Here is a 22,704-nt window from a genome sequence, read left to right on the forward strand (position 1 = left end):
CGGTTCAGCGGTTCCTGAACGCGGAGCGCAACTCCTCGCTCAGTGACCGCTGGAAGGCGGTGACGAGGGCCTGGACCACGATCGGCTGCATGTGCGCGGACAGCGACTTCATGGCGGTCAGGTGGTCCGGGTCCTCCCCGCTCTCGCGGTACGGGCTCCACACCTCCTCCTGGAACAGCCGCGCCAACTCCTGTGCGGCCGACCGGGCGTGGTCGAGGAGCACCGTCCGCGAGGCGAGGATCGTGTCGTGCTCGATCGGCACGTCGAGCATCTCGACGCCGAGCCGGAGCAGCGAGCCGTCGAGCCGGAACACCTCGGGGTCGCCGGTCGCCTCCAACACGCCCATGGCGGCGAGCCGTTCGACGTCCCGGTCGGCCAACTCCCGCCCGGCGCGCCGCTCCAGCTCCCGCCGGGTGATCGTCTCGGCGGACTCCGGCGCCCAGGACGCCACCAGCGCCCGGTGCACCGCGAGGTCCTGCGCGCTCAGGTCGGGCGGCAGCTGCTCCAGGTACCGCTCGATCGCGGCCAGCGTCATGCCCTGCCGCTGCAGCTCCTCGATCAGCGCGAGCCGGGCCAGGTGCTCGACCCCGTACCGCCCGACCCTGCGGGGCCCGATCACCGGCGGCGGCAGCAGCCCCCGCGTCCCGTAGAACCGCACGGTACGCACCGTCACCCCGGCGCGGGCCGCCAGCTCGTCGACCGTGTATCCCGGGGGCAGTCCCTCGCCGCTCTCGTCCTCCATGGTTCAACAGTATTGCTGTCTCACCAGAACTGTAAAAGCCCTCAGTGCGCGGAGGACGCGGCGAGCTCGGCTTCGACGGCCCCGTACGTCACCCCGTGATCGGTCAGTGTCTCGGCGACGACGCCCCCGTTCGTGGTGAGCGCAAGGAGCAGATGCTCGTCGCCGATCTCCCGTTCCTTGCGGGCGAGAGCCACGCGCAGCGACTTCTCCAGGACGGCCTTCGCCTCCCGCGAGAACGGGCGGCGCCCCGACCCCCTGCGGCGACCGGAGAGCGCCCCGGTCCCATGCGCCTCCTCGACGCGCGCGACGATCGCCCCCACGTCGATCCCGAGCTCCGCCAGCGCCTCGGAGTCCGCCCGGGAGAGCCCGGCCCGCCGCCGGGCCTCGCCGAGCGCCGCGACCAGCGCGCCCCGCCGCTCCGCCGGACAGAGCCGCCCGAGCACCCCCGCCGCCCGCGTCCCCTCCCGGTCGAGCAGCGCGAGCAGCAGATGCTCGGCGGTCACGGCCTCCGCCCCGCCCCGCTCCGCGTGCTCGGCCGCCCCCTTCACCACGCCCCGGGCCGCCTTCGTGAACCGCTCGAACATCACTGCCTCCCGTACTTCTTGTGCACGGCCTGCCGGCTGACCCCCAGCTCGGTGGCGATCTCCTGCCAGGACCACCCCTGATGACGCGCACTGCGCACCTGGACGGCCTCCAACTGTTCCAACAGCCGCCGCAGAGCGGAAACGGCCCGCAACCCCACCCGGGGATCACGGTCACCGGCCCGCGCGGCGAGATCGGTCGCATCGGTCATACTGTCAATCTAAGTTGACACCCTGACGAGTGTCAACCCTGGTTGACGTCCATCTCTGTCAGTGCCGCCGCCTACCGTGCCCCCATGACCGAGATCGAGTACGTACGCGGCGACGCGACCGAGCCCCGGGGCAAGGGCGTCCGGATCGTCGCCCACGTCTGCAACGACCTGGGAGGCTGGGGGAAGGGCTTCGTGCTCGCCGTCTCGCGCCGCTGGCCGGAGCCCGAGGCGGCCTACCGCCGCTGGCACCGGGAGCGGGCGGGCAACGACTTCGGCCTCGGCGCCGCACAGTTCGTCCAGGTCTCGCCGTACCTCTGGGTGGCGAACCTGGTGGGGCAGCGCGGGATACGCGCCGGGCGGAGCTCCGGCGTCCCCGTGCGGTACGAGGCGATCGGCGCGGCCCTCGGGAAGCTGGCGGACAAGGCCGTCGAGCTGGGGGCCTCGGTGCACATGCCGAGGATCGGGTGCGGACTCGCCGGCGGGAAGTGGGAGCGGGTCGAGCCGCTGGTGCGGGAGCGGCTGGTGGGGCGGGGGATACCGGTCACCGTGTACGACTTCGGCGCGTAAGGGGCGGGTGGCGGGGGCGGGCCGGGAAGGTGTGCCCGTGGGGGATTAGAGTCGGCGGCCGGTCCGCGTCGGCGGGCGGGAACAGGGGAGTGGGATGTACGCGCAACTCAGGGAGACGGCGGCGGAATTGGCCGGGGTCCTGTGGCGGGAGCACACGGTGTACCGGGAGCGGGGCGGGGGCGTCGTCATCCGCGGCGAGCACGTGCGCCGGTGGATCAGCCTCGCCCCGACGGGCGGCAAGGACCGGGCGCTGCTGCGTGCCGGGCGGATACTCGACGGGGGGACCACGGCCCCGGCCCGTACCGAGGTCGTCGTCGACCTGACGGCGCCGGTCGCCGAGCTGGCGACGGTCTGCCGGCGGATGCTCGCCGAGGTCGCCGCGGCGGCCGAGGGGGGTTCGGGCGGGGGAGCCGACCCGGGGCCCTCGCGGGGCGGGCGGCCGGGCAAGGGACGGAAGGCGCGCAAGGAGCCGAAGGCGCGCAAGGAGCCGAAGGCCCCGAAGGCGCGGAAGGCGCCGAAGGCGTCCCGGGCGGGCACGGGCAGGAGCCGGCACACGAGTGCCGGCTCCTGGATCGTGCTGGTTCTGGTCGGCGTCGCCGTGGCCGCCTGGGCGTACACCCTCTTCGGCGGCCCCGGCTACTGACGCCCGGGGATCAGAAGCCGGTCACCGGGTAGTGGTCCGAGAGGTTGGTGTACGTGTACTTCGTGCCCCAGCTGGAGACCGTCCACGGCGCGGACGACTCCAGGACCACGTGGTTCGTCCAGTTCGCCGGGCGGGCGTTGCCGGCCCGGTACAGGACGTGGTCGAGGTCCTCGCGCGGGTCGTCCGGATAGCGATCCGCGGCGATCGAGTTCAGCTCGGTGTCGAAGGAGTACGGGTGCCCGGTGCGGGCGTCCGCCCCGGCGAGGCCGGCGTCGGCGAGCATCGTCGCGTACTCGGGCGTCCGCGAGTCGACGTTCATGTCGCCCGCGACGATCACCTGCTCGCCCGCCGGGATGTTCTTCGTGTCGAGGAACGCGTCCATCGCCTTGAACTGGCGGCTGCGCGTCTGCGCCGCCTCGCCCGCCGAGCAGCCCGGGTCGGTGGACTGGGCGTGGGTGCCGACGACGTGCACGCGGCTGCCGTTCACGTCGAGGACCGTGTAGACGAAGCCCTTGTTCGAGTACCAGTCGGCGCCGCACGCGTCCTTGTAGACGTACTGCTCCTTGCGGACGATCGGCCACTTGCTGAGGATCGTCACCCCGCCGTCCTCCGGGGTGATCGCCGAGTAGGCCCCGCCGGTGGCGTCCCAGCCGGTCTTCGAGCGGCCCATGACGGGCGTCTGGTACGGGTAGGCCGCCGCGGCGTTCGCCTTGAGCGCGTCGGAGGAGGAGTTGTCGAAGGCCTCCTGGAGCACCACGACGTCCTGGCCCTGGAAGAACGGGGCGGCGGGTATCGCCCGCGCCCGGTGGTCCTGCCCCCAGTTCGGGTACAGGGTCTTGCTGAAGAGGAACGCGTTGTAGGTGAGCACCTTCAGGCGGGGCGCGGCGGCGGCCTCGGGGGCGGCGGAGGCGGCGGGCGCGGTCGCCGACAGGGCGGCGGCCGCGAGCGCGAGGGACACGGCGACGCCGGGGATGCGGCGGAACGTGCTGAGGGACACGTGAACTCCCGTCGAGTGGTGGGGGGTTGTGCTCGGCGCGGCACATACAACCAGCCGTAGTTACCTTCCGGTAGCCTCCAGGTGCCGGGAATCTTGCCCGCGTCGTACGAGCGCGCCAACGATCACGGGGGTGTACGATCCGCCGGTTCCCGGACCAGGTAGGATGCGCGCCATGACGACCCTCGCCTCCAACGCCAAGATCTTCGACATGGACCTCGGCCCGCTCAACCCGGTCTGGGCCGAGCTCATCCTCGGCTTCGCCGTCTTCTTCCTGACCTTCTTCTTCCTGGCGAAGGTGATCCTCCCGAAGATCAAGCGCACGATCGAGCAGCGCGAGGACGCCATCGACGGCGGCACCGAGCGTGCCGACGACCTGCGTTCCGAGGCCGCGGACATCCGCGCCCAGTACGAGGCCGAGCTGGCGGAGGCCCGCCACGAGGCCGCCCGCATCCGCTCCAAGGCCGTCGAGGAGGGCTCCGCCGCCATCGCCGCCGCCCGCGCCGAGGGCCAGGCCGAGCGCGACGCGATCCTCGCCGCCGGCACCGCGAAGATCGCCGCCGAGCGCGAGGCCGCCGAGCGCGAGCTCAACGCCGACGTCGACGCCTGGGCCCACGCCCTCGCCGGCCGCATCGTCGGCGAGCCGGTCGGCGCCGACCGCGCCTGACCGCGCCCGCACCGCACACCACCACGCCGGGGCCGTTCCCGGGGCCGACAGGCCCCCGGGACCGGCCCCGCCGTCGTACGTACGCCCCGGAGGCGCACCCTGGAGGCGCACCCTGGAGGGGCGGCCACCGAGGCGAGAGGCAGGGGACCGAGCATGACCACCGACGACGAGGCGACGAGGATCCCGGCGACGCCGACCGCGACCGGCTCCTCCACGACCTCCTCCACGACCTCGGCCACGCCCGCCGCCCGCGCGACCGGCCGGAAGGGTCCCGAGCCCGTCCCGCCGCCCGTCGGCGGCGTGCTCTGGTCCGTCGCCGGGGACGTCCGCGCGCTGCTCATGCTGCCCGCCGCGCTCACCATGCAGGTCGCGCACCCGGCGATCGGGGCGGGCGTCGACGAGCACTCCGTCTTCCGGGCCGACCCCTGGGGGCGGGGCGAGCGCTCACTGCGCTCCGTGCAGCTCTGGGTGTACGGGGGAGCGGAGGCCGCCGCCGAGGGGCGGCGGCTGCGCGCCCTGCACCGGGAGATCCAGGGCACCGACGCCCACGGGCGCCGCTACCACGCCCTCACGCCCGCCTACTACGCCTGGGTGCACGCCACCGGGTACCCCGTCTACCGGCACGGCCTCGCCCTGCTGCACCGGCCGCTCACCGAGGCCCAGGACCGCCGGCTCTACGCCGAGTGGCTCCAGGTCGGCCGGATCCTCGGCATCCACGACCGGGACATGCCGCAGACGATCGAGGAGTTCTGGCCCTACTACCGCAAGGTCCTCGCCGAGGAGCTGGAGGCCACCGCCGTCGTCCGCGAGCTCATCGACCCGGACGCCCCCGTCCCCGCCCCCGACCGGGGCCCGCTCCTCCTCCGGCTCGCCCTCCGCCCCCTCTGGCCGCTGCTCCGCCGCCCCTTCCAGCGGATCCGCGCCTTCCTGACCGTCGGCCTGATGCCGCCGGACGCCCGCGCGGCGATCGGCCTGGAGTGGACCCCGGAGCAGGAGCGGAGGCTGCGCCGGTTCGCGCGGGTCGTCCGCCTGGTCGTGCCCGCCCTGCCCGAGCGGCTGCGCTATCTGCCGCTCGCCCGGCGCGCCAGGGAGGCCGCCCGCCGCGCCGCGCGCTGACGGACAGGCCTCCCGTGCGGCGGCTCAGCGGTGCTCGTGCACCCCGTTCGTCGCCGCGATCTTCTTCCACGACTTCGGCTGCACCGGGGCCGGCGCGGGCGCGGCGGCCCGCGCCGGGCCCGCGGCCGGTGCGGGCCCGGCCGCCGGCTTGGCCGGCTCGTACAGCCAGGTGTCGAAGAGCTCCGCCAGCGGCTTGCCGGAGACCTCCTCGGCGTACCGGACGAAGTCCGCGACCCGCGCGTCACCGTGGGCGAACCGCTGCGGCCACCCCTTGAGGATCGTGAAGAAGTCCTCGTCGCCGATCTCGTTCCGCAGCGCCTGCAGCGCGAGCGCGCCCCGGTCGTACACGGCGATGTGGAACTGGTTCTCCGGCCCGGGGTCGCCCGGCTTCACCGTCCAGAACGGGTCCTCGGCGGTCCGCGCGGCGTACACGTAGTCGGCGAGCTCCTGGGCCGTGCCCTCGCCCTCCTTCTCCGACCACAGCCACTGGGCGTAGCGGGCGAAGCCCTCGTTGATCCAGATGTCCTTCCAGTCGCGCACCGAGACGCTGTCGCCGTACCATTGGTGGGCCAGCTCGTGGACGACCACGGACACGTTCGCGCCGTTCGCGAACTGGCGCGGGCTGTAGAACGGCCGGGTCTGCGTCTCCAGGGCGTAGCCGCTGGTCACATTGGGGACGTAGCCGCCGAGCGCGTTGAACGGGTACGGGCCGAACGCCTCCTCCAGCCACTCCGCGACCTCGGTGGTCCGCTCGATCGAGGCGCGGGCCGCGCCCGCGTGGTCGCCGAGGTCCTTGCTGTAGGCGTTGAGGACCGGCAGCCCGTTCGCCGTCGTGTCCGTCGTGATGTCGAACTTCCCGACCGCGAGCGTGGCCAGATACGGCGCCTGCGGCTTGTTGGAACGCCAGTTGAAACGGGTCCAGCCGAGCCGCGAGGACTGCGACCGGAGCACGCCGTTGCTGATCGCCTGCGTGCCGTCCGGCACTGCGACCGACACGTCGAAGGTGGCCTTGTCGCGCGGATGGTCGTTGGACGGGAACCACCACGCGGCCGAGTCCGGCTCCTGCGCGGCGACCCCGCCGTCCGGGGTGCGGTGCCAGGCCGACCAGCCGGCGACCTTGAACCGGGACGGCTTGCCCGCGTACCGGACCACCACCGTGACCTGCCGGTCCTTCGGCAGCGGCACGGCCGGCACGATCTCCAGCTCGTGCTCCCCGGTGGCCTTGAAGGAGGCGCGCCGGCCGTCGACCCGCACCTCGCTGACCTTCAGCCCCAGGTCGAGGTTGAACCGGGAGAGGTTCTGCGTGGTCGTCGCCAGGATCGTCGCCGTCCCCTCCAGGAGGTCGGTCGCCGGCTGGTACCTCAGGCGCAGGTCGTAGTGGGAGACGTCGTAGCCGCCGTTGCCGGCGGTGGGGTAGTAGGAGTCGCCGATGCCCGGCGCGCCCGGGACGTAGTCGGCCGCCGAAGCCGGGATCGCCAGCAGCAGCGAGGCCGCGAGGGCGCTCGGAAGGATGATTCTGCGGTGCACGGAAGGCTCCCCGAGTCGTGGGTGACGTAAGACGTGTGACGCGTGGGCGGGCGTCGGTCCTTGATCCGGACTTGTTCGGACTCTATGAAGCACGCGACGGAGCGTCACGTAAAGGGCGCCTTCCGTCACACGATCGCCATTCGGCCGACATGAAGCACCGGTTCACCCGTTTCCCGCACGCGGTCTTCCGCCCCCCTGGCGGGGCGAGTACGGTCCCGCCATGCCGATGCCCACGCCCGTGCCGAAGCGTGCGCGTGCCGCCCGCCGCGCCCTGGTCCTCGCCGCCGGCGCGGCCCTCCTCGGACTGCCCCTCGTCGCCGTCCCGGCGAAGGCGGCGGTCCCCGACGCACCGCCGGCCCCGCTCAGGACCGGCTTCGAGGCGAGCGGCGGCGCCCGCTGGACGACGGACGCGGAGGAGCGGGACTTCCTCGCCGCCGTCGACCGGCGCAGCGCGCGGCTCACGGTCACCACCCTCGGCACCACCGAGCAGGGCCGGCCGCTGCGGCTCGCCGCCCTCGGCCCGGCGCGCGGCGCCGCCACGGTGCTGCTCGTCTGCAGCCAGCACGGCGACGAGCCGGCCGGGCGCGAGGCCTGCCTCACCACCGTCCGCGACCTCGCCCTCGCCCGCGACCCAGGGACGCTGCGGCTGCTCGCCCGCACCACCGTCCTCGTCGTGCCCAACGCCAACCCCGACGGCCGCGAGGCCGACACCCGGGGCAACGCCGCCGGCATCGACGTCAACCGCGACCACCTCGCCCTGCGCACCGCCGAGGCCCGCGCCCTCGCCGCCGTGATCCGCGACCGCCGGCCCGACCTCGTCCACGACCTCCACGAGTACGGCGCCACCCCCGGCTACTACGACAAGGACCTCCTCGCCCTCTGGCCGCGCAGCCTCGACACCGACGCCCGCGTCCACGCCGAGTCCCGGATCCTCTCGGAGGAGTACGTCCGCCCCGGTGCCGGCCGCGCGGGCCGCACCCACGGCGTCTACGGCATCTGGACCGACCCCCTCACCGGCCGCCCCGTGAAGCAGGTCGCGGGCGACGGCCAGGAGCGCATCCTGCGCAACACGGCCGGCATCAAGCACATGGCCGCCCTCCTCGCCGAGAGCCGCGAGGACCCGCTCGGCGAGGCCGAGGAACGCGACCCGGCCCTCTCCCAGCGGCGCAGGGTCGCCACCCACCTCACCGCCCTGAAGGACGTCTTCGCGTACGTCTCCGAGCGCCGCGCCCCGCTCACCGCGGCCACCTCCGCCGCCCGGCTCGCCGGTCTCGCCGACGAAGGGCCCGTCTACCTCGGCGGCGCCGACAACGACCCGCCCGAGCCCGCCGAGATCATCGCCGACCCGCCGTGCGGCTACCGCCTCGACGCCGCCCAGTACGCCGAGGTCGGGGACGAACTCGCCCTGCACGGCGTGGCGTCGAGCCGGACGCCGGACGGCGGCGCCTACGTGCCGCTGCGCCAGTCGCAGCGGCTCCTGGTCCCGCTGCTCCTCGACGGGCGCGCCGCCTACCACCTCGTCAGTGGGCGTCCTGTGGAGGAGTGTTGACGTTTCCGTGGGCAAGGAGGGGGATGTCCGATCGGTCCCGTTGGGGCAGGTAAAGTTACCGACCGGTACTGACCATGCCTCAAACGGGCCGTCACGGCCCCGACTTGGAGAACGACATGTCCCACGCGACGCGTGCGCGCCGCACCCTGCCCGCCCTGTTCGCCACGATGCTGCTGGCCGGGGGCCTGCTGCTCGGACAGACCGCCGCCGCCCCGTCGGCCGAGGCCGCCTCCGGCCGCACCTGCAACCCCGCCAAGCTGTACAACCAGGCCCGCGCCGAGCGCGACCGGGCCGCCCAGCTCAAGCGCCTCAAGGCCTACGCCGAGTCCCGCCGCGCCTACGCCCGCGCCGATGCCCTGCAGCGCCGCGCCAAGCAGTGCGAGCGCGCCGACGAGGTCGTGGCCCCGCCGTTCGGACGGTGATCCACGCGGGGCGCGCTCCGCGTCCCGCCGTCCCGCCGAAGGCCCTCGTCCCGCGCGGACGGGGGCCTTCGGCCGTTCCCCCTCGCCCCGCCACCGGCTCTGCCGCCACCGTGCCCGTCGTGGTGCACCGGCGAACCGCCGCCCGGCGGCCGCACCGCCTCGACGCCCACCACGATCACGCCGCCGCCCGTACCCGGACGGCCTCCGCCGCCCACGTAGGATGCGTGGTCTGATGACTGCCACACTCGTCGCCAAGGACCTCGCCGCCGGCCACGGCGAACGCACCCTCTTCGCCGGGCTCGACCTCGTCGTCGCCCCCGGCGACGTCATCGGCCTCGTCGGCGTCAACGGCGCCGGCAAGTCCAGCCTGCTGCGGCTGCTCGCCGGGCTCGACACCCCCGAGGAGGGCGAGGTCCGGCTCTCCCCGCCGACCGCGACCGTCGGCCACCTGCCCCAGGAGCCCGAGCGGCGCGCGGGCGAGACCGTACGGGAGTTCCTGGCCCGCCGCACCGGCGTCGCCGCCGCCCAGGCCGCCATGGACGAGGCCACCCAGGGCCTCGTCGACGGCACGCCCGGCGCCGACGACGCGTACGCCACCACCCTGGAGCGCTGGCTCGACCTCGGCGGCGCCGACCTCGACGAGCGCGCCGAGGAGGTCGCCGCCTCCCTCGGCCTCACCATCGGCCTCGACCAGCCGATGACCGGCCTCTCCGGCGGCCAGGCCGCCCGCGCGGGGCTCGCCTCCCTCCTCCTCTCCCGCTACGACGTCTTCCTCCTCGACGAGCCCACCAACGACCTCGACCTCGACGGTCTGGAGCGGCTCGAAGCCTTCGTGAAGGGCCTGCGGGCCGGCACCGTCGTCGTCAGCCACGACCGCGAGTTCCTCACCCGCACCGTCACCAAGGTCCTCGAACTCGACCTCGCCCAGCAGCAGATCACCCTCTACGGCGGCGGCTACGACGCCTACCTGGAGGAGCGGGCCACCGCCCGCCGGCACGCCCGCGAGGAGTACGAGGAGTACGCCGACAAGAAGTCCGCCCTTGAGGGCCGCGCGCTCATGCAGCGCAACTGGATGGACAAGGGCGTCCGCAACGCCCGCCGCAAGGCGACCGACAACGACAAGATCGGCCGCAAGCTGCGCGGCGAGGCCAGCGAGAAGCAGGCCGCCAAAGCCCGCCAGACCCAGCGCATGATCGAGCGCCTGGACGTCGTCGAGGAGCCCCGCAAGGAGTGGGAGCTGCGGATGGAGATCGCCGCCGCGCCCCGCTCCGGCTCCGTCGTCGCCACCCTCCGCGACGGCGAGGTCCGCCGCGGCGACTTCGCCTTCGGACCGGTCACCCTCCAGATCGACTGGGCCGACCGGGTCGCCGTCACCGGGGCCAACGGCGCCGGCAAGTCCACCCTGCTCGCCGCCCTCCTCGGCCGCCTCCCGCTGGACTCCGGCCACGCCGCCCTCGGCTCCGGCGTCGTCGTCGGCGAGGTCGACCAGGCCCGCAAGCTCTTCCACGGCACCGAGACGCTCCTCGACGCCTTCTGCGCCGCCGTCCCCGACACCGAACCGGCCGACGTCCGCACCCTCCTCGCCAAGTTCGGCCTCAAGGCCGACCACGTGCTGCGCCCCGCCACCACCCTCTCCCCGGGCGAGCGGACCCGCGCCGCCCTCGCCCTCCTCCAGGGCAGGGGCGTCAACCTCCTCGTCCTCGACGAGCCGACGAACCACCTCGACCTGCCCGCCATCGAGCAGCTGGAGTCCGCCCTCGACGCCTACGAGGGCACCCTGCTCCTGGTGACCCACGACCGCCGCATGCTCGACGCGATCCACGTCAACCGCCGCGTCGAGGTCGCCGACGGCAAGGTCACCGAACTCTGATGGGCGTCGCCTTCGGCTGGGGCCCCGTCGAGGCGCGGGCCCTCGCCCCGGCCTGCCTGGTCGTCGTGGACGTGCTGTCGTTCACGACGGCCGTCGGCGTCGCCGTCGAGGGCGGCACGGCCGTCTACCCGTACCGCTGGCGGGACGCCACCGCCGACGCGTACGCCCGTGACCGGGACGCCGTCCTCGCCGTCGGCCGCGGCGAGGCCACCGGCACCCACCCGTGGTCGCTCTCCCCGGCGGCGCTCCGCTCGGCCCCCGCCCCCGACCGGCTGGTCCTGCCGTCCCCGAACGGCTCCACGATCGCCGCCGGAGCCGGGACGGCCACCGTCGTCGCCGCCTCGCTCCGCAACCGCACCGCCGTCGCCCACTGGCTCGACCGCCGCGGATACGGCTCCGAGGCCCGCCCGCTCGCCGTCGTCGCCGCAGGCGAACGGTGGCCCGACGGCTCGCTGCGCCCCGCCCTGGAGGACCACCTCGGGGCCGGCGCGGTCCTCGACGCCCTGCGCACCCTCGCGCCGGGGCTCCCCCTGACCCCGGAGGCGACCGCGGCGGCCACGCTGTGGGCGGCCACGGAGGACCCGGTCGCCGCCTTGCACGGCTGCGACTCGGGCCGTGAACTGTACGAGTACGGCTATCCGCGGGACGTGGAGGTGGCCGCCGAACTCGACGCGTCGACCGCCGTCCCCGTCCTCGTGGACGGCGCATTTACGGAGGCACCATGACCGACGACAGCGTGACCCGGCTCCTCGCGATGCTGGACGACCTCGACGCGGACGTCGACGCCACCATCGACCTCGCCGACGAGATCGCGGAGAGCGGCGACCGGACGGTGCTGCCGCGCCTGGAGTCCGAACTGGACCGGGCCGTCGCCGAGCGCAACGGCTACGCCCGCGAACTCCTCGGCGGCCTCCTCGCCGCCCTCGGCGGCCCCGACACCCTCCCGACCCTGGTCCGCGCCTCCGCGGTCGACCTCGGCGACGACCAGGACGGCCTCGCGACGGAGATCGTCGACCTCGTCCAGGCCGACCCGAAGACCGCCGAGCGCGTCCTCCGCCCCCTGACGAACGACGACGACCTCACCATCGCGAACCGCTCCGACTGGGCCTTGCGCTTCCTGCCGTAGCCGTTTCGTTGTGGGCACACCGGAGCGGCGCCTTTGCGGGCGCCTCCGCTCCGTTGTGCCCACCCCGCCGGGCCTCAGCGCCGCTTGCGCCCGTCCCCGAGCAGCCCGGCCTTCCGCAGCGCATCCGCCATCGCACTGTTCCCCGGCACGGCCGCCTGGCCACGCCCCTGGCCGCCCTGCCCCTGGCCCTGGCTCCGGCCCTGCCGCTGCTGCGGCGGCCGCCCGCCCCGCTCCCGCCGCGGCGCACGCTCCCCGCCCCCGTCCCGGGCGGACGCCTCGTCCTCCAGTCGCAGCGTCAGCGAGATCCGCTTGCGCGGGATGTCGACGTCGAGGACCTTCACCTTCACCACGTCGCCCGGCTTCACCACGTCCCGCGGGTCCCTGACGAAGGTCTTCGACATGGCCGAGACGTGCACCAGACCGTCCTGGTGGACGCCGACGTCCACGAACGCCCCGAACGCGGCGACGTTCGTGACGACGCCCTCCAGGACCATTCCCGCCACCAGGTCGCCGATCTTCTCGACGCCCTCCTTGAAGGTGGCCGTCTTGAAGGCGGGACGCGGGTCCCGGCCCGGCTTCTCCAGCTCGCGCAGGATGTCGGTGACCGTCGGCAGGCCGAAGGAGTCGTCGACGAAGTCCGCCGGCCGCAGCGACCGCAGCGTCCCCGTGTCGCCGATCAGCGCCGCGACCTCGCCGCCCGTGGTCTTCGCCATCCGCCGCACCACCGGGTACGCCTCCGGGTGCACCGCCGACGCGTCCAGCGGGTCGTCGCCGCCCCGGATGCGCAGGAAGCCCGCGCACTGCTCGTACGCCTTCGGGCCGAGCCTGGCCACGTCCTTCAGCGCCTTGCGGGAACGGAAGGGGCCGTTGGCGTCGCGGTGCGCGACGATGTTCTCGGCGAGGCCGGAGCTGATCCCGGACACCCGCGAAAGCAGCGGCGCCGACGCGGTGTTGACGTCGACGCCGACGCCGTTCACACAGTCCTCGACGACCGCGTCGAGCGAACGGGAGAGCTTCACCTCGGCGAGGTCGTGCTGGTACTGGCCGACGCCGATCGACTTCGGGTCGATCTTCACCAGCTCGGCCAGCGGGTCCTGGAGCCGCCGCGCGATGGACACCGCGCCGCGCAACGACACGTCCAGGCCGGGGAGTTCCTGCGAGGCGAACGCGGAGGCCGAGTACACCGAGGCGCCGGCCTCCGAGACCATCACCTTCGTCAGGTTCAACTCGGGGTGCTTGGCGATGAGTTCGGCGGCGAGCTTGTCGGTCTCGCGGGAGGCCGTGCCGTTGCCGATGGCGACGAGCTCGACCGCGTGCTCCTTCGCGAGCCGGGCCAGCTTCGCCAGCGACTCGTCCCACTTGTTGGCCGGGACGTGCGGGTAGATCGTGTCGGTGGCGACCACCTTGCCGGTCGCGTCGACCACCGCCACCTTCACCCCGGTACGGAAACCGGGGTCGAGGCCCAGCGTCGCCCGGGTGCCCGCCGGGGCGGCCAGCAGCAGGTCCCGCAGGTTCGCCGCGAAGACCCGGACGGCCTCGTCCTCGGCGGCCGTCCGCAGCCGCACCCGCAGGTCGATCCCGAGGTGCGTCAGGATCCGGGTGCGCCAGGCCCAGCGGACCGTGTCCTGGAGCCACTTGTCGCCGGGGCGTCCCCGGTCGGCGATGCCGAAGCGGCTCGCCACGATCGGCTCGTACGACGACGGCCCGTCGGTGGCCTCCTCCGGTTCCAGGTCCAGGCTGAGGACGTCCTCCTTCTCGCCGCGCAGCATGGCGAGGATCCGGTGCGAGGGGAGCGCGGTGAACGGCTCGGCGAAGTCGAAGTAGTCGGCGAACTTCGCGCCGTCCTGCTCCTTGCCCTCCCGGACCTTCGCCGCGAGCCGGCCCCGGCCCCACATCCGTTCCCGCAGCTCGCCGATGAGGTCGGCGTCCTCGGAGAACTTCTCGGTGAGGATCGCCCGCGCGCCCTCCAGGGCGGCCGAGGCGTCCGCGACGCCCTTGTCCGCGTCGACGAAGGCCGCCGCCGCGGCCGAGGGCTCCACCGACGGGTCGGCGAGCAGCCCCTCCGCCAGCGGCGCGAGCCCGGCCTCGCGGGCGATCTGCGCCTTGGTGCGCCGCTTCGGCTTGAACGGCAGGTAGATGTCCTCCAGGCGCGCCTTGGTGTCGGCGGCCAGGATCCTGGCCGCCAGCTCCTCCGTGAGCCTGCCCTGTTCCCGCACCGAGTCGAGGACGGCGGTCCGCCGGTCCTCCAGCTCCCGCAGATAGCGCAGCCGCTCCTCCAGGGTGCGCAGCTGCGCGTCGTCGAGCATCTCGGTCGCTTCCTTGCGGTAGCGCGCGATGAACGGCACGGTGGAGCCGCCGTCGAGCAGCTCGACCGCCGCCTTCACCTGTCGCTCGCGTACGCCGAGCTCCTCGGCGATCCTTGCTTCGATGGACGTCGTCACCGTGTCCCGACCCGTCTGCTCGTACCACTGGCTTGCCCGTGCATTCTGCCGCGTCCGTCACCCGTACGCGGCAACCGGCCCGGTTCCGCGCGCCGCGCGGCGTTCCCGGGCTCAGCCCTTGCCGACGAGATCGGCGGGGAAGGCGCCCGCGCCCGCGGCCGCGGCCAGGAAACCGCGGCCCAGCTCGGTGAGGCGTTCCACACCGGCCGCGCCGAGGTGCTCGTACGGGGCGGCGTCCAGGCGGTCCGTGGTCTCCTCCAGCTCCTCCCGCAGCCGCTTGCCGGCCTCCGTCAGCTCGCCGTCCGCGTCGAGGTACCCGCGCTCGCGCAGCCGCTCCCGGGCGGACTCCCAGTCGGCGCGGCCCCAGCCCCGGGTTCCGAGGACCCAGCGCGGCGCCATGCCCTTGCCGGTGGCGGTGTGGGAGGCGAGCGCCTCGACCGGGTCGAGGCCCGCGGAGAGCAGGGCCGTCAGGTGGCCGTCGCCGCGGTGCTCGCGCAGCAGGGTCGCGGCGTGCCAGTAGGCGAGGTGCGGCTCCTCGGGGACCGGCAGGTCGGCGTTGGCGGAGTACAGCGGCCGGGCGTGCCGGGTGCAGGCCTCGGCGGCCCGCAGGGCGAGCCCGGCGGCCTCGGCCATCTCCGGGGAGGCGACGGCCTCCTCGCCGAGCAGCCGGCGCAGGGTGGCGTCGACGGTCCGCAGCCGGGCGTCGAGGACGGCGGTGGGGGCGGCGGTCCCCCAGACCGCGGGCAGGTGCTCGGCGAGGAGCTCCCAGCGGTAGTTGTAGAAGGTGGCGGCGACCGTGCCGGCGCCGACGGCGCCGAGCGGGGCGCTGCGGGCGGCGAGCCGCATGGCGGCGGGGTCGGTGAGGCCGAGGGCCCCGAACTCCCGGTCCAGGTCGGGGGAGAAGTACAGCGTCGAGTGGAACGGGTTCAGGGCGTTGTGGCAGCGGCGCCCGGCCCGCGGCGGCAGAGAGGTCGTCATGGCACCAGAACCTAACCGACTGCTTGGTACGGAGGGAATGGCCCCCGGCGTCCGGGCGGGCGGCGATGGCAGGAAAGGTGGGGTGGCCGTCCTTGCGGCCGTCGCGGCCGGGCCCGAAGGATGGGGTCATGACCCAGCGTCCCGTCCTCGTCGTCCTCTTCGACGGCGTGCAGAGCCTCGACGTCACCGGGCCCGTCGAGGTGTTCCACGGCGCCCAGTGGGCCTCCGGCGCCGCCCGGGACCCGTATCCGATCCGTACCGCGTCCCCGGGCGGCGCGCCGGTCCGCACCTCCAGCGGCCTGCGGATCCTGCCCGACACCTCCCTGGCGGAGGCCGTCGCCGACGGGCCGCCGCACACCCTCCTCGTCCCCGGCGGCGAGGGCACCCGGGGCGCGGACCCGGCCCTCGTCGACTGGCTGCGCGTCCACGGGCCGCACGCCGAGCGGCTGGTCTCGGTCTGCACCGGGGCGCTGCGGCTGGCCGAGGCGGGGCTCCTCGACGGGCACCGGGCCACCACGCACTGGATGGCCTGCGAACACCTCGCCCGCCGCCATCCCGCGGTCGAGGTCGACCCCGACCCGATCTTCGTCAGGGACGGCCGGATCGCCACCTCCGCCGGGGTCACCGCCGGCATCGACCTGGCCCTCGCCCTGGTGGAGGAGGACCTGGGCCGGGAGGCGGCGCTCGCCCTCGCCAGGATGCTGGTGGTCTTCCTGCGCCGCCCCGGCAACCAGGCGCAGTTCAGCGCCCAGCTCGCCGCCCAGACCGCGCGCCGCGAACCGCTGCGCGACGTCCAGGCGTGGATCGCCGAGCACCCGGACGGGGACCTGTCGGTGGAGCGGCTCGCCGCCCGTGCCCGGCTCTCGCCGCGCCACTTCGCCCGCGCCTTCCACGCCGAGACGGGCGTCACCCCGGGCCGGTACGTCGACCGGATCCGCCTCGAACACGCCCGCAGGCTCCTGGAGGAGACCACCCGCGGCGTCGAGGAGGTGTCCCGCGCCGCCGGCTACGGCACCCCGGAGGCGATGCGCCGCGCCTTCGTGAAGGCGCTCGACACCGCCCCCGCCGACTACCGCCGCCGCTTCCACGCACCCGTCACCGCACCGGTCACCGGACCCGTATCCGCACCGGTCACCGCACACGTCACCGGACCCGTCAGCCGATAGGAGTCACACCCATGCAGATCGCCGTCCTCCTCTTCGAGGGCTTCACCACGCTCGACGCCGTCGGCCCGTACGAGATCCTCTCCCGGCTCCCCGGGGCGGAGACCGTCCTCGTCGCCAAGGAGCCGGGGCCCGTCCGCAACGACCAGGGCAGCCTCGCGCTCGTCGCCGACAAGGCCCTCGCCGACGTCCCGCACCCGGACATCGTGCTCGTCCCCGGCGGCCCGGAGACCCGCCAGGCCATGTACGACCCGGAGATCCAGGAGTGGCTGCGCACCGCCGACGCCACCAGCACCTGGACCACCTCGGTCTGCACCGGCGCACTGCTCCTCGGCGCCGCCGGGCTGCTCGGCGGCCGCCGCGCGACCACCCACTGGCTGGCCTACGAGGAACTGCGCGCGCTCGGCGCCGAACCCACCGGCGAGCGGGTCGTCTTCGACGGCAAGTACGTGACGGCCGCCGGCGTCTCCTCCGGCATCGACATGGGCCTGCACCTGCTCGGCCGGATCGCCGGCGACGAGGCCGCGATGACCGTCCAGCTGCTCACCGAGTACGACCCCCAGCCGCCGTACGACGCGGGCTCGCCGCTCAAGGCCCCCGCCCACCTGGTGGAGCAGTGGCGCGGCACGCGCGCCGAGGACCTGCCGCAGGGCTGAGCCTCAGAGGCCGTACGTGAAGCGGGGCGCCCGGCGCTCCAGGAAGGCGGCGACGCCCTCGGCGGTGTCGCCGCTGCCGTGCGCCTGCGCCGCCCAGTGGGCGTCCCGGTCGAGCCGGCCGTCGGCGAACTCCTTGGCCGCGGCCTGGGTGAGCAGTGAGCGGGAGGCGAGGATCCGGCCGAACTCCTCGACCCGCTTCGCCAGCTCGCCGGCCGGGTGCACCTCGTCCACGAAGCCGGTCCGCAGCGCCCGCTCGCTGTCGATGAGTTCGCCCGAGAAGAGCAGGTACTTGGCGGTGGCCGGGCCCACCAGGGCGGTGAGGCGGCGGGTGGAGGACGAGGGGTAGACGATGCCGAGCTTCGCCGGGGTGATCCCGAAGCGGCTGCCCTCGGCGGCGAAGCGCAGGTCGCAGGCGCCGGCGAGCTGGCTGCCGCCGCCGACGCAGTAGCCGCGGACGGCGGCGAGGGTCGGCTTGGGGAAGGCGGCGAGCGCCTCCTCGGCGCGGACCGCGAGCGCCTGCTGCTCGTCGCCGGGTTCGCGCAGCGTCGAGATGTCGGCGCCGGCGCAGAAGGTGTCGCCCGCGCCGGTCAGCACCAGGACCCGGACCGCCGGGTCGGCGGCGAGGCGGCCGAGGACGGCGGGCAGCGACCGCCACATCCCCGCCGTCATGGCGTTCCGCTTGGCGGGGTTGCTGATGACGAGGGTCGCGACGCCGTCCGTGACGGTGTCGACGAGCTGCGGCTCCACGGGCTCCACGGTCTCCATGGGCCGGATGCTATCCACCGGTCCCGACCGTACGATCGGGAAGGGGTCGTCAGGCAGCCGCGAGGAGGCACGATGGCCAGGAAGAACCGGGACGAGGGCCTCGATCCCGTGCAGGAGATGGCCCGCGAGGGGAAGAGGCTCGGCCGGAGCTTCGGCTGGCTGGCCGCGCTCGGCGTGATCCTCGTGATCTGCGGGGTGGTCGGCCTGGTCTACACCGGGGTCGCCACCCTGACGTCCATGTGGCTCTTCGGCTGGCTGCTGCTCGTCGGCGGCCTGGTGGGCCTCCTCCAGGCGTTCGCGTCCCGGGGCACCAGCTACTTCTGGCTGGCGGCGGTGGTCGCGGCGGTGAACCTCGCGGCCGGCTGCGTGGTGCTCCGTCACCCGGAGGGCACCGCCGAGGCGCTGACGATGTTCGCGGCCCTGCTCTTCCTTACCGGAGGGGTGTTCCGGCTGGTCGGCAGCGTGGTGACGCGCGGCCCGCAGTTCGGCTGGACGCTGTTCCAGGGCGCCTTCGGGGTGCTCCTGGGCGTGCTGGTGCTCTTCGACTGGCCGGACAGCAGCCGGTACGTCATCGGCTGCTTCTTCTCGCTGGCGCTGCTCTTCGACGGCCTGGGGCTGATCGCGATCGGGGTCGGCGGCCGGAGGATCGTCGACATGGTCGCCCCGAAGCCGGTCACCCCGAAGCCGGAACCGGCCGGGGAGGCGCCTCCCGCGATTCCCCCGGAGAACGCGCAGGATCAGTCGCACAACTGACGTCGACATACGGCATCGATCAGAAGGTGGCCGATAGGTGTCGACTTCTGGTCAGTAGGTCGGGATGTCCCTCCGGATTGCCAAGACTCCCCGTGTGGCGAGAATCGAGCACGAGGGTGGGAACCGGACCATGGAGACCCGCGGAGGTGTCCCCGCCCGGCCACCGTCCTACGAAGGAGTCTGGCGCTTCACCGCTCCCGCGGTCGACGTCTCCGTCCCCCAGGCCCGGCACGCGGTACGCGACCTGCTGGCCCGCCAGGGAGTTCCGGTCCACGAGGACATCCGGCACGGGCTGCTGCTGATCGTTTCCGAGCTGGTCACCAACGCCGTGCGGCACGCGGCGCTGCTCTCCCCGGAGATAGCGGTCGAGGTGGCCATCGGCCCCGAGTGGGTCCGGGTGTCCGTCGAGGACAACCACCCCTACCGGCCCAAGGCCCTGGAGGCGGACTACGGCCAGACCGGCGGCCGGGGGCTGCTCCTGGTGAAGGAGATCGCCCTGGAGGCGGGCGGCGCCTGCGACGTCGAGCACACCGCGGGCGGCGGAAAGATCATCTGGGCGGCGCTGCCCCTGGCCCCGATGGCACCGGGGCCGGGGACGGCGGAGGGCCGGGTCACCAGCCCCCGGCAGGACCCGTCAGCTCCCTGATCGCCGGGCGCGCCGCGTCGAGCACCGTCATGAACCAGGCGGAGAACGGCGCGGCCGCGTGCCGCTCGGCCAGCTCGGCCGGGGTCACGAAGGCGTAGTCCTCGATCTCCTCCGGGTCCGGGTGCGGGGTCGCCTGCACCAGGCCGACGAAGAGGTGGTTGAACTCCTGCTCCACCAGGCCCGAGGCCGGGTCCGGGTGGTTGTAGCGGACGGTGCCGGCCTCGCCCATCAGGGTGGGGGAGACGCCGAGCTCCTCGAAGGTGCGCCGGGCCGCCGCCGCGAAGGGCGCCTCGCCCGGGTAGGGGTGGCCGCAGCAGGTGTTGGACCAGACGCCGGGGGAGTGGTACTTGCCGAGCGCCCGGCGCTGGAGCAGCAGCCGGCCCTCCTCGTCGAAGAGGAAGACCGAGAAGGCGCGGTGCAGCTGCCCGGGGGCCTGGTGGGCGGTGAGCTTCTCCGCCGTACCGATGGTGTTCCCGGCCTCGTCGACCAGTTCCAGCATGATCGGCTCCGGGGTGGCGGACGGCTCCTTGCCGTCCGACGTGAGCTGAGACGCAAGCCCCGGCGCGATTTCGGCCGTGGTGCCCTGTGTGGTCGGCATACCCATCCTTCGCTTCGGTCCTCGGCCCCTGGGGGCGACCCCAGTGTGCCGTACAAAAGCGGCTTGTCCGCACTTCGGCGGCCGGAGCCCGCCGCTCCCACCGCACCGGAGTACACCGGTGCGGGGAAGCGGCGGACGCGACGGGACGACCGTCACGGGCAGGTCAGACGCCGAAAGCCGCCGGATAGGCGATCGTGCCCGGCGGAACCGGCCCGGAACCGTCCAGGACCAGCGCCATCATCGCTTCGTCCGGAACGTCGAAACCTGGCTTGATTCCATACGCGGACGCCCGTACGAAGCCGAACCGGGGGTAGTACTCCGGATGGCCCAGCACCAGCACGAGCCGCTCGCCCGCGAGCCGCGCCGCGTCGAGCACCGCCCGGGTGACCGCCTGCCCGGCGCCGGTCCGCTGGTGTCCGGGTGCCACCGAGACGGGCGCGAGCGCCGCGGCCGGCGCCCCGTCCACCCGGCAGCGGGTGATCAGCGCGTGCGCGGCGACCGAGCCGTCCGGGGCCTCGGCGACCACCGAGAGCCCCGGCAGCCAGGCGTCCGCGTCGGCGCGCAGGGCGTCGACGAGCTCGGCCTCGGCCGGCGACCCGAAGGCCGCCGCGGTCACCTCCCGTACCGCCGCGTGGTCGGACTCCCGCTCGGGGCGGGTGGGCCAGCGGGGGTCGGCCGGGCGGAGCACCAGGCCCGCGTAGCCGTAGTCCCCGCCGTGGTCGCGGCGCATCGCGATCTCCGCCCGCGCGCCGGCCACGGCCTCGGCCATGCCCGGCACAGAGGTGTCGGCCGCGTCGGCGTGTCCGGCGAGCGGGACGTAGTACTCGTCCCAGTCGCCCTCGGGCTGGGTGAAGGTGCCGAGCACGTGGTACCCGGCGCCGACCGCGACGGCGGCCAGTTCGGCGACCGTACGCAGCGGATAGTGCTCGTCCCAGAAGGCACGGGTCTCCGGGGCGGGCGTGCCGGTGGTCCACACGCACTCGGTGAGGACCAGCGTCCCGCCCGGCGCGAGCAGCCGGCGCCACTCGGCGAGCGCCCGGTCGAAGCCGAGCACGAAGACCGAGCTCTCGGCCCAGAGCAGGTCGAAGGAGCCGTCCGGGTAGGGCAGCGCGCCCATGTCGCCGCGTACGGCGTGGACCGAGTCGGCGAGACCGCGGGCGGCGGCGGCCGCCCGCAGCTCGTCGAGGAACGGCTCGTGGGTGTCGACGGCGGTCACCTCGGCGCCCGCCTCCGCGGCCAGGAGCAGCGCGGAGCGGCCCGGGCCGCAGCCCAGGTCGAGCACGCGCGGACGCTCGGGGAGCGGCCCGGCGAGCGCGAGGAGGCGGCGGGTGGTGGCGTCGGAGCCGGGACCCTGCCGCGGAAGACCGTGGTGCAGGGCGAAGAAGGCGTCGTGGGACGCGGAAGCGTGCTGGATGTCGTTGTCGGACAACGTGGAAACCCTTGGTGTGAAAGGGTCCCGGCCGACGACGTGACGGACCGGTGTAAGAACCGGGATCAGGTCAGCCGGAGACCCGGGAGCTGAAGCTGGACCGGGTGCGGCCGCGGACAGCGGCCTTCATCGCGACGGTCATCAACCTCAGCTCCTCTCACGCACGTGTTCGTACGACCAGCATCTCACAGGGACGGACGGACGATCACAGGCACAGCCTCGCTTCGTGCTCCGCGTGCCCGGCCGGCTCCAGCTGGAAGGTGCAGTGCTCCACGTCGAAGTGGTCGCCCAGGCAGCCCTGGAGGTCGTGCAGCATCTTCTCGTGGCCGACCGAGTCCAGCGCCCCCGCGTCCACCACCACGTGGGCGGAGAGGACCGGCATCCCGGAGGTGATCGTCCAGGCGTGCAGGTCGTGCACGTCCTCGACGCCCGGCAGGGCCAGGATGTGCGCCCGCACCTCCGCCATGTCCACGCCCTTGGGTGCCGCCTCCAGGAGCACGTCCAGGGTCTCGCGCAGCAGCTTGACCGTGCGCGGCACGATCATCAGGCCGATGACCAGGGAGGCGATCGGGTCGGCGTACTGCCAGCCGGTCGCCAGGATGATCGCGGCGGAGATGATGACGGTCACCGAGCCGAGCGCGTCGGCGAGGACCTCCAGATAGGCGCCCCGGACGTTCAGGCTCTCCTTCTGTCCCCGCATCAGCAGCGACAGCGAGATCACGTTGGCCACCAGACCGACCACGGCGAAGGCGATGGCGAGCCCGCCCTTGGTCTCGGCCGGCTCCATGAACCGCTGGACCGCCTCGTACAGCACGTATCCGCCGACGCCGAGCAGCAGCAGACAGTTGGCGAGCGCCGCCAGGATCTCCGCGCGGGCGAAGCCGAAGGTGCGGTTCCCGGACGGCGGCCGGTTGGCGAAGTGGATCGCGAGGAGCGCCATCGCGAGCCCGATCGCGTCGGTCGCCATGTGCGCCGCGTCGGCGATCAGCGCGAGCGAGTCGGCCACCAGACCGCCGATGATCTCGACCACCATTACGGAGAGCGTGATCCCGAGCGCGATCCGCAACCGGCTGCGGTACGCGGCGCCCGCCGTACCCGTCGGCGGCGGCCCCCCGTGGCTGTGCCCGTGGTCGTGTCCAGCCCCCATGACATGGCCTCCCAAGTCCTGATCCGTCGGTGCCCCGATTCGCCAGTGAACTACGGGTGGGGGGTATGTGCAACACGGTACTGAACACCGTTGTCATTGCTCTGACCTGCGG

At 73.9% G+C, this 22,704-nt stretch carries 24 protein-coding genes; 13 read left to right on the top strand and 11 right to left on the bottom strand.

The window, feature by feature from the left end; translation table 11 throughout:
- Window positions 1-4: 4 nt before the first annotated feature.
- From HHL19_RS15585 to HHL19_RS15595, 3 genes are read right to left on the bottom strand one after another with little or no spacing between them, the layout of a single operon-like run.
- Complete coding sequence (locus HHL19_RS15585) at window positions 5-742, bottom strand: MerR family transcriptional regulator (protein ID WP_169089832.1); 738 nt, start codon at window positions 740-742, stop codon at window positions 5-7.
- 41 nt (window positions 743-783) lie between these two features.
- A complete protein-coding gene (locus tag HHL19_RS15590; RefSeq protein ID WP_169089834.1) occupies window positions 784-1,326 on the bottom strand; it encodes a Clp protease N-terminal domain-containing protein in 543 nt (180 codons plus the stop codon).
- Window positions 1,326-1,535 carry a helix-turn-helix domain-containing protein gene (locus HHL19_RS15595; RefSeq protein ID WP_043228359.1) on the bottom strand — a complete coding sequence of 70 codons (210 nt, stop codon included), beginning with the start codon at window positions 1,533-1,535 and terminating at the stop codon, window positions 1,326-1,328. Before HHL19_RS15595 ends, HHL19_RS15590 begins: the two co-directional genes overlap by 1 nt.
- 84 nt (window positions 1,536-1,619) lie before the next feature.
- Here HHL19_RS15595 and HHL19_RS15600 point away from each other — a divergent pair, with 84 nt between their 5' ends.
- Together HHL19_RS15600 and HHL19_RS15605 are read left to right on the top strand one after the other, a co-directional pair.
- Complete coding sequence (locus HHL19_RS15600; protein WP_169089836.1) at window positions 1,620-2,102, top strand: macro domain-containing protein; 483 nt, start codon at window positions 1,620-1,622, stop codon at window positions 2,100-2,102.
- Between the two features lie 94 nt (window positions 2,103-2,196).
- Entirely contained in the window at window positions 2,197-2,745 is a 549-nt protein-coding gene (locus tag HHL19_RS15605) for a hypothetical protein (RefSeq protein WP_169089838.1), read from the top strand.
- A 10-nt stretch (window positions 2,746-2,755) separates the two neighbouring features.
- Here HHL19_RS15605 and sph read toward each other — a convergent pair whose 3' ends face one another.
- Window positions 2,756-3,742 carry a sphingomyelin phosphodiesterase gene (sph, locus tag HHL19_RS15610; RefSeq protein ID WP_169089840.1) on the bottom strand — a complete coding sequence of 329 codons (987 nt, stop codon included), beginning with the start codon at window positions 3,740-3,742 and terminating at the stop codon, window positions 2,756-2,758.
- A 172-nt stretch (window positions 3,743-3,914) separates the two neighbouring features.
- On the opposite strand from sph, the gene HHL19_RS15615 reads away from it, so the two are divergent.
- Together HHL19_RS15615 and HHL19_RS15620 are read left to right on the top strand one after the other, a co-directional pair.
- Complete coding sequence (locus HHL19_RS15615) at window positions 3,915-4,406, top strand: hypothetical protein (RefSeq protein WP_169089842.1); 492 nt, start codon at window positions 3,915-3,917, stop codon at window positions 4,404-4,406.
- Between the two features lie 153 nt (window positions 4,407-4,559).
- Window positions 4,560-5,522, top strand: coding sequence for an oxygenase MpaB family protein (locus HHL19_RS15620; protein WP_169089844.1), 963 nt, complete (start codon window positions 4,560-4,562; stop codon window positions 5,520-5,522).
- 24 nt (window positions 5,523-5,546) lie between these two features.
- On the opposite strand, the gene HHL19_RS15625 is transcribed toward HHL19_RS15620, so the two are convergent.
- Window positions 5,547-7,049: a M1 family metallopeptidase gene (locus HHL19_RS15625; protein WP_169089845.1), complete on the bottom strand. Its 1,503-nt coding sequence runs from the start codon at window positions 7,047-7,049 to the stop codon at window positions 5,547-5,549.
- Between the two features lie 226 nt (window positions 7,050-7,275).
- Between HHL19_RS15625 and HHL19_RS15630 the strand changes: the two genes are divergently transcribed.
- The 5 genes from HHL19_RS15630 to HHL19_RS15650 all read left to right on the top strand — a co-directional run bounded on the left by HHL19_RS15630 (window position 7,276) and on the right by HHL19_RS15650 (window position 12,016).
- A complete protein-coding gene (locus tag HHL19_RS15630) occupies window positions 7,276-8,598 on the top strand; it encodes a M14 family metallocarboxypeptidase (protein ID WP_169090105.1) in 1,323 nt (440 codons plus the stop codon).
- A gap of 116 nt (window positions 8,599-8,714) precedes the next feature.
- Window positions 8,715-9,020: a hypothetical protein gene (locus HHL19_RS15635; RefSeq protein ID WP_169089847.1), complete on the top strand. Its 306-nt coding sequence runs from the start codon at window positions 8,715-8,717 to the stop codon at window positions 9,018-9,020.
- Window positions 9,021-9,252: 232 nt separating this feature from the next.
- Window positions 9,253-10,890, top strand: coding sequence for an ABC-F family ATP-binding cassette domain-containing protein (locus tag HHL19_RS15640; protein WP_169089849.1), 1,638 nt, complete (start codon window positions 9,253-9,255; stop codon window positions 10,888-10,890).
- Window positions 10,890-11,615: a 2-phosphosulfolactate phosphatase gene (locus HHL19_RS15645; RefSeq protein WP_169089851.1), complete on the top strand. Its 726-nt coding sequence runs from the start codon at window positions 10,890-10,892 to the stop codon at window positions 11,613-11,615. Before HHL19_RS15640 ends, HHL19_RS15645 begins: the two co-directional genes overlap by 1 nt.
- The gene (locus tag HHL19_RS15650) at window positions 11,612-12,016 is read left to right on the top strand and encodes a hypothetical protein (protein WP_169089852.1); all 405 of its coding nucleotides are present in this window, start codon (window positions 11,612-11,614) and stop codon (window positions 12,014-12,016) included. Before HHL19_RS15645 ends, HHL19_RS15650 begins: the two co-directional genes overlap by 4 nt.
- A 74-nt stretch (window positions 12,017-12,090) precedes the next feature.
- Here the strand turns inward: HHL19_RS15650 and HHL19_RS15655 are convergent, their stop codons facing one another.
- Both HHL19_RS15655 and HHL19_RS15660 read right to left on the bottom strand, forming a co-directional pair.
- Window positions 12,091-14,457, bottom strand: a complete 2,367-nt coding sequence (locus tag HHL19_RS15655; protein ID WP_169089855.1) for a Tex family protein — start codon at window positions 14,455-14,457, stop codon at window positions 12,091-12,093.
- A gap of 111 nt (window positions 14,458-14,568) precedes the next feature.
- Window positions 14,569-15,435: a hypothetical protein gene (locus tag HHL19_RS15660; RefSeq protein WP_169089857.1), complete on the bottom strand. Its 867-nt coding sequence runs from the start codon at window positions 15,433-15,435 to the stop codon at window positions 14,569-14,571.
- A gap of 128 nt (window positions 15,436-15,563) precedes the next feature.
- Here HHL19_RS15660 and HHL19_RS15665 point away from each other — a divergent pair, with 128 nt between their 5' ends.
- Both HHL19_RS15665 and HHL19_RS15670 read left to right on the top strand, forming a co-directional pair.
- Window positions 15,564-16,601 (top strand): GlxA family transcriptional regulator, encoded by a 1,038-nt coding sequence (locus tag HHL19_RS15665; RefSeq protein ID WP_169089859.1) that lies wholly within the window; start codon window positions 15,564-15,566, stop codon window positions 16,599-16,601.
- Between the two features lie 11 nt (window positions 16,602-16,612).
- Entirely contained in the window at window positions 16,613-17,254 is a 642-nt protein-coding gene (locus HHL19_RS15670; protein WP_169089861.1) for a DJ-1/PfpI family protein, read from the top strand.
- Window positions 17,255-17,257: 3 nt separating this feature from the next.
- Here the strand turns inward: HHL19_RS15670 and HHL19_RS15675 are convergent, their stop codons facing one another.
- The gene (locus HHL19_RS15675) at window positions 17,258-18,010 is read right to left on the bottom strand and encodes an enoyl-CoA hydratase/isomerase family protein (RefSeq protein ID WP_169090107.1); all 753 of its coding nucleotides are present in this window, start codon (window positions 18,008-18,010) and stop codon (window positions 17,258-17,260) included.
- Window positions 18,011-18,091: 81 nt separating this feature from the next.
- Here HHL19_RS15675 and HHL19_RS15680 point away from each other — a divergent pair, with 81 nt between their 5' ends.
- Window positions 18,092-18,772: a DUF308 domain-containing protein gene (locus HHL19_RS15680; RefSeq protein ID WP_206325002.1), complete on the top strand. Its 681-nt coding sequence runs from the start codon at window positions 18,092-18,094 to the stop codon at window positions 18,770-18,772.
- A 130-nt stretch (window positions 18,773-18,902) separates the two neighbouring features.
- Complete coding sequence (locus HHL19_RS15685) at window positions 18,903-19,418, top strand: ATP-binding protein (protein WP_169089863.1); 516 nt, start codon at window positions 18,903-18,905, stop codon at window positions 19,416-19,418.
- Here the strand turns inward: HHL19_RS15685 and idi are convergent.
- From idi to HHL19_RS15700, 3 genes are all read right to left on the bottom strand, one after another.
- On the bottom strand, window positions 19,384-19,917 hold the full coding sequence (gene idi / locus HHL19_RS15690) for an isopentenyl-diphosphate Delta-isomerase (protein ID WP_169090111.1): 534 nt from the start codon (window positions 19,915-19,917) through the stop codon (window positions 19,384-19,386). The genes HHL19_RS15685 and idi overlap by 35 nt on opposite strands.
- Before the next feature lie 262 nt (window positions 19,918-20,179).
- Window positions 20,180-21,445: a bifunctional class I SAM-dependent methyltransferase/N-acetyltransferase gene (locus HHL19_RS15695; protein WP_169089865.1), complete on the bottom strand. Its 1,266-nt coding sequence runs from the start codon at window positions 21,443-21,445 to the stop codon at window positions 20,180-20,182.
- Window positions 21,446-21,650: 205 nt separating this feature from the next.
- Window positions 21,651-22,592: a cation diffusion facilitator family transporter gene (locus HHL19_RS15700; protein ID WP_169089867.1), complete on the bottom strand. Its 942-nt coding sequence runs from the start codon at window positions 22,590-22,592 to the stop codon at window positions 21,651-21,653.
- Window positions 22,593-22,704 lie beyond the last annotated feature (112 nt).

It is taken from the genome of Streptomyces sp. R302, from assembly GCF_012927245.1.
Classification (GTDB): domain Bacteria; phylum Actinomycetota; class Actinomycetes; order Streptomycetales; family Streptomycetaceae; genus Streptomyces.